This is a genomic window from Pseudomonas sp. TH07 (assembly GCF_016651285.1).
Taxonomy (GTDB): Bacteria; Pseudomonadota; Gammaproteobacteria; order Pseudomonadales; family Pseudomonadaceae; genus Aquipseudomonas.
Genome location: NZ_JAEKED010000001.1, coordinates 1,398,468 through 1,409,042 on the forward strand (window position 1 = coordinate 1,398,468; position 10,575 = coordinate 1,409,042).

At 66.0% G+C, this 10,575-nt stretch carries 8 protein-coding genes; 1 reads left to right on the forward strand and 7 read right to left on the reverse strand.

The genetic code is table 11. From position 1 onward, the window contains the following. The first annotated feature begins 47 nt into the window (after positions 1-47). Positions 48-1,448: an aminoacyl-tRNA deacylase and HDOD domain-containing protein gene (locus JFU57_RS06705; protein ID WP_078470446.1), complete on the forward strand. Its 1,401-nt coding sequence runs from the start codon at positions 48-50 to the stop codon at positions 1,446-1,448. An 88-nt stretch (positions 1,449-1,536) separates the two neighbouring features. On the opposite strand, the gene JFU57_RS06710 is transcribed toward JFU57_RS06705, so the two are convergent. From JFU57_RS06710 to JFU57_RS06740, 7 genes are all read right to left on the reverse strand, one after another. Then, positions 1,537-1,920 (reverse strand): helicase, encoded by a 384-nt coding sequence (locus JFU57_RS06710; protein ID WP_078470445.1) that lies wholly within the window; start codon positions 1,918-1,920, stop codon positions 1,537-1,539. A 138-nt stretch (positions 1,921-2,058) separates the two neighbouring features. Next, positions 2,059-2,997 (reverse strand): type VI secretion system-associated lipoprotein TagQ, encoded by a 939-nt coding sequence (tagQ, locus tag JFU57_RS06715; RefSeq protein WP_078470444.1) that lies wholly within the window; start codon positions 2,995-2,997, stop codon positions 2,059-2,061. Between the two features lie 83 nt (positions 2,998-3,080). Further along, on the reverse strand, positions 3,081-4,790 hold the full coding sequence (locus tag JFU57_RS06720; RefSeq protein WP_201128589.1) for a formylglycine-generating enzyme family protein: 1,710 nt from the start codon (positions 4,788-4,790) through the stop codon (positions 3,081-3,083). Beyond that, positions 4,783-5,985 (reverse strand): ABC transporter permease, encoded by a 1,203-nt coding sequence (locus JFU57_RS06725; RefSeq protein WP_201128591.1) that lies wholly within the window; start codon positions 5,983-5,985, stop codon positions 4,783-4,785. The genes JFU57_RS06720 and JFU57_RS06725 overlap by 8 nt, the downstream gene beginning before the upstream one ends. Further along, on the reverse strand, positions 5,985-6,701 hold the full coding sequence (locus JFU57_RS06730) for an ABC transporter ATP-binding protein (protein WP_274609822.1): 717 nt from the start codon (positions 6,699-6,701) through the stop codon (positions 5,985-5,987). The genes JFU57_RS06725 and JFU57_RS06730 overlap by 1 nt, the downstream gene beginning before the upstream one ends. Beyond that, positions 6,701-9,838 carry a serine/threonine-protein kinase gene (locus JFU57_RS06735; protein ID WP_201128593.1) on the reverse strand — a complete coding sequence of 1,046 codons (3,138 nt, stop codon included), beginning with the start codon at positions 9,836-9,838 and terminating at the stop codon, positions 6,701-6,703. The genes JFU57_RS06730 and JFU57_RS06735 overlap by 1 nt, the downstream gene beginning before the upstream one ends. 2 nt (positions 9,839-9,840) lie before the next feature. Further along, positions 9,841-10,575: a PP2C family protein-serine/threonine phosphatase gene (locus JFU57_RS06740; protein WP_078470440.1), complete on the reverse strand. Its 735-nt coding sequence runs from the start codon at positions 10,573-10,575 to the stop codon at positions 9,841-9,843.

Genomic DNA, 10,575 nt, shown 5'->3' on the forward strand with positions numbered 1-10,575 from the left:
CCAAGCTGGTTATACTGGTCCAATTGTTGGGAAAACGGATACAGACCATGACCGAAGTTGCCCTCGCCGACCAAGCCCCGCACGCTCCGTCTGTAATCCGGTTGCTGCTGGGCAAGCTGGCCATCAGCTACAACGAAGTGCTCGACCGCCCCGGTCTTCCGACCGAGCGCAAGGTGCAGGCGGTTCTGCTGGACGACGCCGTCGGCGCGCTCATGGTGCTGTTCCCGCAGAGCCAGTTACTGGACCTCAATCGCCTGGCCGAGCTCACGGGCCGGCGCCTGACCGCCGTGTCCACCGAACGCCTGGAGCGCATGCTCGGCAAACACAGCCTGAGCCTGTTGCCCGGTCTGCCGGCCCTCACCAGTTCACCGTGCCTGTACGAAGAGAGCCTGCTGCGCGAGCCCAGTGTGTTGATCAATTCCGGCGAGCCCGGAGTGCTCCTGGAAATCACCCGCGAAGACTTCAAGACCATGCTCAGCAAGGCCAGCGCCGGCAATTTCGGCGAAGCCCTGAGCCTCATCCGGCCGAACCTCGACCGCCCCGATGATGACCGCGAGGAAATCACCCAGGCGATGCAGGCCTTCACCGCCCGCCGGATCCAGCAGCGCCTGGAAGCCACCATCGAGATTCCGCCCCTGGCGGAAACTGCACAAAAAATCATCAAGCTGCGGGTCGACCCCAACGCCACCATCGACGACATCACCGGCGTGGTCGAGACCGACCCGGCCCTGGCTGCCCAGGTGGTGAGCTGGGCTGCCTCGCCGTACTACGCTTCGCCCGGCAAGATCCGTTCGGTGGAAGACGCCATCGTCCGTGTGCTGGGCTTTGACCTGGTGATCAACTTGGCGCTGGGCCTGGCCCTGGGCAAGACGCTGAGCCTGCCCAAGGATCAGCCGCAGCATTCGACGCCGTACTGGCAGCAGTCGATCTACACCGCCGCCGTGATCGAAGGCCTGACCCGCGCCATGCCTCGCGCCCAGCGCCCGGAAGCCGGCCTGACCTACCTGGCCGGCCTGCTGCACAACTTCGGCTACCTGCTGCTGGCCCATGTATTCCCGCCGCACTTCTCGCTGATCTGCCGGCACCTGGAGGTCAACCCGCACCTGTGCCACAGCTATGTCGAGCAGCACCTGCTGGGCATCAGCCGCGAGCAGATCGGCGCCTGGCTGATGCGCTACTGGGACATGCCGGACGAGTTGTCCACAGCCCTGCGCTTCCAGCACGACCCGAGCTACGACGGCGCCTACGCCGAATATCCGAACCTGGTGTGCCTGGCGGTGCGCCTGCTGCGTAGCCGCGGCATCGGTTCCGGCCCTGATGAAGACATCCCCGACGCCCTGCTCGAACGCGTCGGCCTGAGCCGCGACAAGGCCGAGGATGTGGTCAGCAAAGTCCTGGAAGCCGAAGTGCTGCTGCGGGAACTGGCGTCGCAATTCAGCCAGGCCTGAGCCGCCGCCACAAAAACGCCCCGCACGGCAGCCCGTGCGGGGCGTTTTTTTTGCCTCTGTAGCCGCTGCCGCCAGGCTCGGCTACAGGTCAGGCTTTGGGCTTGGGCTTTTTCGGTTTCAGGTATTTGGTCAGGCCCTGGAACCAGATCACCAGCGCGGGGTTGCCCTTGATCTGGATCGATTTGTCCTGGATCCCGGTCATGAAAGCCAGTTGCTTGTTCTTGGCCTGCATCGTCGCGAAGCCGTAGGCGGCGTCTTTAAAGGCAATGGCGAAGGCAGGATCGGGATAGGTGCCGGAACGGCTGGTAATGCGCTGGTTCTTGACGAAGAAGTGACGGGAGACTTTGCCGTCGAGGGTCTGCAACTGGAACACCAGCTCCTTGTCGCCCAGCTGTTGCTGGAAGGCGGCATTGTTACGGCTGGCTTTGCCCATCAACAGGCCAAGCATCCACAGAAGAAAACGAAATTTCATGCACGGCGCCTCGGGTAGTTATTAGATGGCCCGGGCAGTTTAACCGTTCAGTAAAAGAGCGCCAGCGATCTCCGTGATTACCCGGAGATCGACTGGCGTTTAGCACTTATCGCGTCATCTTGTCAGACAATCGCGGACTCAGACGTTAGGGCAAGGCACCGGTGCCCAGTCACCCAGGTCCGGGCTTTTGCACATGCTGTTGACTTGGCTCTGGCCGGTGCTGGCGACCTTGGCGCTTTCGTCCTGCTTGATCTTGGCGTCCCGCAGGGTCTTCTCGGTCGCGACCGCTTCCTGAGGCACCTTCGGCAGGGGTGGCTTCTTGGTCACTTTCGGCGGCTGCTTGATCTTGGTCTTGCCGCTGGTAACCAGCGTCGTGGTATCGGCGGCGACCACAGTGGCCACGTCGGTACGCTGCACGCCCACTTGCTGCAGGTCTGTCTCGTAGGCCTGGGTGTAGTTGTTCAGGTCTTCGCCAGCCTTGCCGTTAACCGCCGTGATCAGGTCGTTGGACTCTTTCAGGCCGGCAACGATTTCTGCCAGGCGCTTGCGGCCTTCGGTGTCGTTGATGGTCTTGGCCTTGCGACCCGAGATCAGGTTGTCGAACTCGCGCTGATAGCAGCTCTGCGAAGCCTTGGCGTACGCGGTGCTGCGGTCGATGTCGGCCGCGCGCTTGTTGACGTCGGTGGCGTAGGAGCCGATGCGCTGGTTGTCATCGCTGATCTGCTTCTGGCGCTCGGTGTAGTAACCCGCAGCACCACCGGCCAGGGCGCCGCCAGCGGCACCGATGGCGGCATTGCGACCGCGCTTGTCCGAATCGCCGGTCAGGGCGCCCAGCAGTGCACCGCCGGCTGCGCCCAGGGCAGCGCCGGTGACGACCGACTTGGTCATGTCCGAGTCAGTGGCACGCAGGTGCTGTACCGGCTCGTAGCAGCTCGGGTAGTACTCGACCTTGGTCGTCGAAGCGACCTTGGACACCGGTGAAGTGGCACAGCCGGTCAACACGGTGCTGAATCCGGCGGCAACCAACAGCAGGTGACGCTTGGATGTTGAAGCAAATGGTTTGCGGGAAAAAAGCATGTTTGTTTTCTCGTTTAAGTTTGACCAGCTCGGTACGGCGCCATGCCGTCCGAGACCCTCCAAGCTCGCCAGACAGCGTCCGCTCACGGTTTCTGAGCGGTCGATGCGAGCAGTTCTTTCAAAATCGTCGCCGGATCGGCTCGCCGTTGCTGGCGATAATTCCCGACATGACGAACGAATAGGGTTGCGCGCGTCACCAGGCTCTTGCCGAGCACCGGCTTGCGATTCAGTTCTTCCTTGATGCGTTGAAACTGCGCCTGGATCACCGCGTCGGTGTAGCGGGTGCCGGTGGCCAGGTTGTCGATGTAGATCGCCACCGCGCCGTCGAGTGCGCTGCGGCCGTTGTCGATGGCTTCGGCGAACAGCTTGGCGCTGGGCTCGTCCTTGGCGTCGACAGCCTGCTGCTGGCTCTTCTTCAGGTTGGTCAGGCGGATGTTGTAGTTATTGATGGTCTCGGCCACCAGCGCCGAGGACTGGATCAGGTTGCCGGCGGCCTCTTCGCGCTGCTGGGCAATCAGCGAGACATTGCGCTTGAGCTCTTCGTTGACCAGCCCCAATTCGGCCTGCAGGCGCGGGTCGACGCTGGTGGCGATGATGCTGTCCAGGCGCTTGGTGGGGTCCTGGGCGTCATCGATGGCATCGGTCAGGGACGCCAGGCGGCCCTCTTTCTGCCACTGGGCGAACAGCTCCTTGTAGCGCGAGCGCGGCGCCGCCAGGGCCCCCAGGGCCACACGGAAACCGGTGGTCTCGTTGCTCTGCTCGGTGCCATCGGCGGCGAACAGCGGGTATTCGCGGCGCATGCCGGTGAACAGCGTGCCCTCGCCTTCAAGGTAGTTGCCGCCCTTGACCACGAAGCCGCCATAGGTGCCCTGGCGACGCCCGGAGTGCACCAGCTGGAAGGATTCCTGGACCATCTCGGCGGCGTTGCCGATCACGTCGAACATGCCGATAGGGTTGGGCAGCTTGGTGCCGATCGGCATCAGCCGCGCGGCTTGCCCGGTGCCGCCCGCCACCTGGTTGAACACTGCCCAGTCCGCCAGCGGACCGTCGCTGTCGCTGCCTTCCAGGCGCCGGGGGAACAGGCGTCCCTCCAGGTCCTGGCGGCTCACGGCCTGGCCACCACGGGCGGCGTATTCCCACTCGACCTCGGTCGGCAGCCGCACAAAGCCCAGGCCGCCGTCTTCGCTGGCGGTGCCCCGGCCGCTGACCGGCAGCAGGTCACGGTGGTACTTCATCAGCCAGGCGCTGTACACCGCGGCAAAGCGCTCGGCCTCAAAGCGCGAGAGCTTGACCTTGGGCAAGCGCCCCTGCATGCCTTCGGGCGCTTCGCAGGCCGGGGCCGGTTCGCCGCTGGCCAGGGACTGAGCCTGGGCCATGACCTGGGCGTACTGGCGCGCCGTCACTTCGTATTTGCCGATGAAATACAGCATCGGCTTGAGCGGGATCCCGGCCCCGGATTTGGGCAACCCCGAGGCGATGCTCTTGCTCCAGCTCGAAGGCAAGTCCTTGACGGTGAACTGGCCGTTGATGAAGTCGCGGCGGTAGCCGGAAATAAACGACTGCTGATACCCCGCCTCGCCTTCGCTGAAGGGGTAGCCGAGGCTGATCTCGCGGTCGTCGAGGGTGCCCTGGGCCAGCACGTACACGTAACGGAACACCATCTCGCCGTCGCACGGCAGCGGCAGGCTGACGTCGTCCGGCAACGGCTTGGGGTTGTCCAGCTTGTTGACCTCGTCGGCCCACACGGCGCCGGTCAGGGTCAGGGCCAGCGCGGCACTCAGCAACTTATACATCTCGAATTCCTTCACACGCTTCAATGCGCGATACGCGCCAGCCACCCAGGGCTGCCGCCACGGTGCTGACGCCCAGCGTCGCGAACAGGGCCAGCGCATAGTGCGCCGGTAACAGGTGGCTGGCGTATTCGCCCGGCACCTGCATAAACAAACGGTTCAGGCCGGTTTCGGCCAGGGCGTACAGCAGCCCGCTCAACAGCGCGGCAAACCCGGCGCTGTACAACGCCTGGGCCACCACGAACAGCAACAGCGCGGCGGTGGAGAACCCCAGCAGGCGCAGCACCGACAACTCTCGGCGCTTGCGCGCGACCGCCGCCAGGGCCCCGGCGAAGATCGCCGCAAAGGCCCCCGCCAGGGCCAGCCCGGCTATGACCCAGAAAACGATCGATAGGTTGCGGCTCAGTGACTGCACCTGAGCGATTGTCTGCGCCTGGGTCGACACCAGCAGCCCGCGCTCGGCGAAGTACAGGCGCAGTGGCTCGACGTCATCCAGGCTACGGGCATACAGGCGAAACCCCGGGTACACCCGCTGCGCCGCGGCGCCCGGGGCTTCGCCGGCCCAGCCCAATGCGGCCACGGCGCGGCCATCGCGGTAATCCTCGGCCGCTTCCAGCAGCACCAGCGGCGCAAACAGGGCATCGCGCTGGAATGCTTCCAGGGGCAATATGCCCTGCACCTGCACCCGGGTCCGCTGCGACTCGCTGCGCCCGGCCACCTGCCGGCCAAAGCTGGCCTGAAGCCAATCGCCGGCCCGTACCCCGAGCTTCTCTGCGGCGGTCTGGCTGAGCAGCACGCCGCTCAGGCCCTCGGGCGCCTTGAGGTCGCCGAGCAAGGGATCGGTGGGCGCGCTGGGGATCATTTCCACGGTCAGCCCGGGGCCGCTGGCGGACACCGCCAGATCGGCCGTGGCCGCGATCTGCCGGGTGCGCGGCAAGGCAAAGGCCACGTCCACCCGCTGCCCCAGGCGCTCGATGAATTCGGCACTGAAACGCCCGCCGCCCAGGGGGATGATCTCGCGCACCGCCGGGTCGTTCTGCAGGCGCTCGGTGAGGCTGCTGACCAGGCCGAACTTGAGCCCGAACAGCACCATCAACGGCGCGATCACCGCCACCAGGGCCAGCACCGAACAGGCCGAGAGCCAGGTGTCGGCGCGGTAATCCTGCCAGGCCAGGGACGCCGCCAGGGAGCTGCGCATCAGCAGGCCTCCCCGAGGGTCGCGGTGACCCCGCCATCGGCGTCGCGCTGGCAGGCGATGCGGCGGATTTGCAAGCCGCTGTTGCGCGCCAGGACTTCGTCATGGGTGGTGATCACGCAGCAGGTGCCCTGGTCCCGGGCCCGGCTCAGCAACAGCTGCATCACCCGCGCCGCATTCAGCGGGTCGAGGGCGGCGGTCGGTTCATCGGCCAGCAGCAACTGCGGGCCGTGGGCCAGGGCCCGGGCGCAACTGACCCGCTGGCGTTGCCCGACGGACAAGGCCGCCGGTCTCTTGTGCAACTGATCGGCAATTTCCAGCTGCTCGGCCAGGCGCCGCACCACACCGTCGTCGGCCAGCCCCAGCAGGCTGCGGGACAACCCGATATTTGCCCGCACATCGAGAAACCCCAGCAGGCCACCGGTTTGCAGCACATAACCCAGGTGCCGGCTGCGCAGCGCAGCCAGCGGATTCTGCCCCGAGGCGCGCCAGATCGCGGCGATGTCCAGGGCCTCGCGGCCCGGCGCGAACTCGAAACGTGCCGCCCGGTCCGGCGCCAGCACCAGGGCCAGCAGGTCGAGCAAGGTGCTTTTGCCGCAGCCGCTGGGCCCGACCACCGCCAGTTGCTCGCCGGCGTGCAATTGCAGGCGCGGGATCACCAGGCTGTAGCGCTGGCTACCCGTGCCACGGCTTTTACGCACATCGCCGAGGTTGAGCATCATGGCAGCGTCGACAACGGAACGCGGTACAAGGCATCGCCCGGCTCGGCATCACCGAAGCGCACCCAGTTGGCCAGGTCGTTGTGGAAGGTTTCGTAGAGGCGGATTTTCGAGTCCAGCTCATCGATGAAATCTTCCTGCTCGGCCACGCTCAGGGACAGCCAAAGGTCCTGGGTCATGCTCAGCGATTTGCTGCGATACGGCAGGCCTTCCAGGTACTCACCCAGCACGCCGCCGTCGGCCAGGTTGCCGCCTTTTTTCAGGGCCGCCGGATCGCGACTCATGTAGGCACTGGCGCTGGCGATTTCCTGGAAGAAGTTCTTGGGCGAGGTCTGGGTCTTGCGCGCCGCATCGACGATCAGTTTCAGCGACTGTTGCAGGTCATTGAGCTGCAACTTGGTCAGCATCACGCACACCTGGAACGCCGGCAGCGCCGGGTTGGTCAGATCACGGTCGGCGGTCCAGGCACTGACCAGCTGGGGTGCCTGACTCGCGGTCTTGCGGCCGAGGAAGTCCATGTGCATGGCGTAGCCGATGGCCGCCGACTTCTCACTGAGGCTCGGCGCCGCGGCCAGTACCGGCACGGCTTGCGGCTGGTTGCTGCGCACCTGGTGCACCAGGTTGGCGAACACCGAGCCGATCTCGTCGACCCGTTCGCCGAACTTGCGCACATCGCCGCCGGGCACCGGGATGTACAGATCGCCGATCTGCGGGTTGGCGTCGGCGGTCAGGGTCCGGTACTGGGTCTCGGCGCCGCTGTGGGTTTTCTTGCCGGCATCGGAGCGCAGGTGCAGGGCGTAGATCTTGATCTGCTTGCCCAGCGCCGCCTGACGCACTTCGGCCTCGTTCATCTGGGTCGCGGCAAACGGGTCGTTCTTGCGCAGGGCCCCGGCATCGGTCACCAGCAGGATCAGACGCCCGCCGTAGCCGGACCAGTCCATGCCCTCGACCGCCTGCATCACCCCGGCAAACGCATCTTCGTTGAACGAATGGCTCGACACCTGGGACGCCTTGACCTGCCCCGCCAGCTCCATGAAACGCTTGGGGTCGCGCCCCTGATCGAGGGTGATCAGGGTCTTGGAGACGTACTCCAGGCCCGGGGTCTTTTTGGTGCTGTTACGAAAGCCCACCAGGCCGAAGCTGACGCTGTCCAGCTCGCCGCGTTCGGCAATCCGGGTTTGCAGCTCGTGCACCACATCGCGCACCTGGTCGATATAGGGCTGCATCGACACCGTAGTGTCCACCACCAGCACCACCGCCGTGCGGAAGGCATCGGCCGGCGCTTTTCGGGCGGCGGCCGGCTGCTGGCTGCTGAGCGCAGGCGAGGTACTGCCGGGGTCGATCGAGGCGATGTTGAGCAACTGCACCGGCTGGCCGTTTTCGTCGAAGCTCTCGCGGGATTCGAAAATCGGCAGCAGGTAGAACTGCTCCTGGGGCACCGCGCTCGCGCCCGGCTCCAGGGCCAGTACCTGCTGCTCGTCAGCCGGGTTTTTCTGCGCCCGCAGCAGCAGGTTTTTCGCCGCAGAAGGGTCGGCCAGCAAGCGTTCCAGCTCGCTGGCCTGGCGCACGAACATCACCGGCGCGCGACCGGAGCGTTCGGTGAACTTGAGCACCAGGCTCTGCTTCCAGTCGCTGACCTGGTTCTCTGGCAACCAGCCGGCACTGCGCCCGTCGCTGGCGGCGCCGACCCGCAGCCAGGGGCTGCCGTCCACGGTTTTGCGCTGGTAGACATACAGCACGGAAAACGCCGGCAACGCCTTGCCCGGCGCCGCACCCGGGGCCTCGGAAAAACGTGCCTCAGGCTTGCTCAGCACGCGCTGGAACAGGGTCTTCTTGCCCGGCATCAACAGCGGCCGCTGGCCGCCATCGACGTCCGCAACAGGCGTGCCTGGCTGCACCTGGGCCTGCACCTGGGTCTGATTCCGGTTCGCCGGCGGCACGCTGCCTGGGCTCGGACTGCCCGAACTCGGGCTACCTGAGCCCTGGCCGACGGCTGTCGAAGCCTGGGTCTTGCTCACCGGGTCCTTGCTGTCACCGCTCAGCCACCAGTAACCGGCGCCGGCCACGGCCAGGGCGACGGCGACCGCCACCCCCGCCAGGGCCAAACGTGGACCACGGGACTGCGCCGCAGCGGCGCTCCTGGGCGGTGGCGGCGCGGCACGAGGCGCCTCGGACGGTTGCTGCGCAGGCGTCCTCAGCGGCTCAGACGCAGGCTTGGCCGGCGGTGCCTGCTGCGGGATTTCGATCGACACCGGGGTCAGCCCGGCCAGGTCGTTACTGGACAATGACTCCAGCGGCGGCAGTTGCAGGGGCTGGATCAGCGTCGCCTCGACCTCCTCGACCACCGGCGGCAGGTTGTCCAGGGCGATGAGCAAGGCGGCGGCGTCCGGGTAGCGCTCGTTCGGGTCCTTGGCCAGCAGCTTGCTCAGGATGTGTTGATAGCGGCCGTGGTGCAGGGGCAGCTCCGGCAGCGGCTCGGTCAGGTGGGCCAGGGCCGTGGACAGCGCATCGTTGCCGTTATAGGGCAACTTGCCGACCAGGATTTCATACAGCACCACCCCCAGCGCATAGAGGTCGGCGCGGCCGTCGATCTCCTGGCCCCGGGCCTGTTCCGGGCTCATGTAGCTCGGGGTACCCACGGCAAAACCGGCCTGGGTGAACTGGGTGCGATCGTCCAGGGACTTGGCGATGCCGAAGTCCGAAAGCACGGCCGTACCATCGGCGCGAAACAGGATGTTCGCCGGCTTCACATCGCGGTGCACCAGCCCCTGTGCGTGGGCATAGCCCAGGGCCGAGGCGATCTGGCGGATGTAGACCAGGCCCTGTTCCGGGGTCAGGCCGGCGGCGATGCGTTCCTTGAGCGTGCCGTTGGGCAGGTACTCCATGGCCATGTAGTACAGGGCGTCGACATTGCCGATGTCATGGATGGTCACGGTATTGGGGTGCGACAGGCGCGCCAGGGTCCTGCCTTCACGCAGGAAGCGCTCGCAGAAACTCGGGTCGGCCGCCAGCGCCGCAGCCATGACCTTGAGCGCCACCTTGCGCTCCAGGGACCGCTGGGTCGCCAGGTACACCGTGGCCATCGCGCCTTCGCCGATTTCGCCCTGGATGTCGTAGCCGGGAATCAGTAGTTCCATGGTTAGTGTCCTGCGGCCTTGACCACAATGGCGGTGATGTTGTCCGGGGCGCCCCGGGTCAGGCCCAGGTGGATCAGGCTGCGTACCACGTCATGGGGGTCGGTGTGGCACAGCACATCGCGCAATTCGTGGTCTTCGGCGGTCTTGTTCAGGCCGTCGCTGCACAGCAGGAAACTGTCGCCGGCCTGCACCTGCAGGTCGACCTGGGACAATTCCAGGTGCGCCTCGACGCCCACCGCGCGGGTCACGATATTGGCCCGTGGGTGAACCCGGGCCTCGGCCTCGCTGAGCAGGCCACTGTCCTGCAGGTCCTGGACGTAGCTGTGATCGCGGGAGATGGCGTCGAGCTGGCCGTCGCGCAGGCGATACAGGCGGCTGTCACCGGCCCACAGGCACACGCCGCGGGCACCGCGCACGGCCAGCAGGACCACGGTGCTGCCCATCATGTTCACCCCACGGTTGGCGGTTTCTTCACGCACGGCGGCATTGACCGCCGCCAGGCCGTTGCGCAGGGCCGCGACGTAAGCCTCGAGGCTGTCGCCGGCCGGAATCCGGCGCAGGCTGTCGACGATCAGGCTGCTGACGTAATCGCCGGCGGCGTGTCCACCCATGCCGTCGGCCACCAGCCAGAGGCCGGTTTCCGGGGCTTCGAGAAAAGCGTCTTCATTGATTTTGCGCACCATGCCCACGTGGCTGTAGCTCGCGGACTGGTAGGACAGTTGAGGCGCTGAGCGCAT

Bases quoted from the DNA above. Each gene is read 5' to 3' on its own strand.
- JFU57_RS06705 (WP_078470446.1), top strand. From the start codon at position 48: ATGACCGAAGTTGCCCTCGCCGACCAAGCCCCGCACGCTCCGTCTGTA.
- JFU57_RS06730 (WP_274609822.1), bottom strand. From the start codon at position 6,701: ATGCTCAACCTCGGCGATGTGCGTAAAAGCCGTGGCACGGGTAGCCAG.
- JFU57_RS06740 (WP_078470440.1), bottom strand. From the start codon at position 10,575: ATGCGCTCAGCGCCTCAACTGTCCTACCAGTCCGCGAGCTACAGCCAC.
- JFU57_RS06710 (WP_078470445.1), bottom strand. From the start codon at position 1,920: ATGAAATTTCGTTTTCTTCTGTGGATGCTTGGCCTGTTGATGGGCAAA.
- tagQ (WP_078470444.1), bottom strand. From the start codon at position 2,997: ATGCTTTTTTCCCGCAAACCATTTGCTTCAACATCCAAGCGTCACCTG.
- JFU57_RS06725 (WP_201128591.1), bottom strand. From the start codon at position 5,985: ATGCGCAGCTCCCTGGCGGCGTCCCTGGCCTGGCAGGATTACCGCGCC.
- JFU57_RS06735 (WP_201128593.1), bottom strand. From the start codon at position 9,838: ATGGAACTACTGATTCCCGGCTACGACATCCAGGGCGAAATCGGCGAA.
- JFU57_RS06720 (WP_201128589.1), bottom strand. From the start codon at position 4,790: ATGTATAAGTTGCTGAGTGCCGCGCTGGCCCTGACCCTGACCGGCGCC.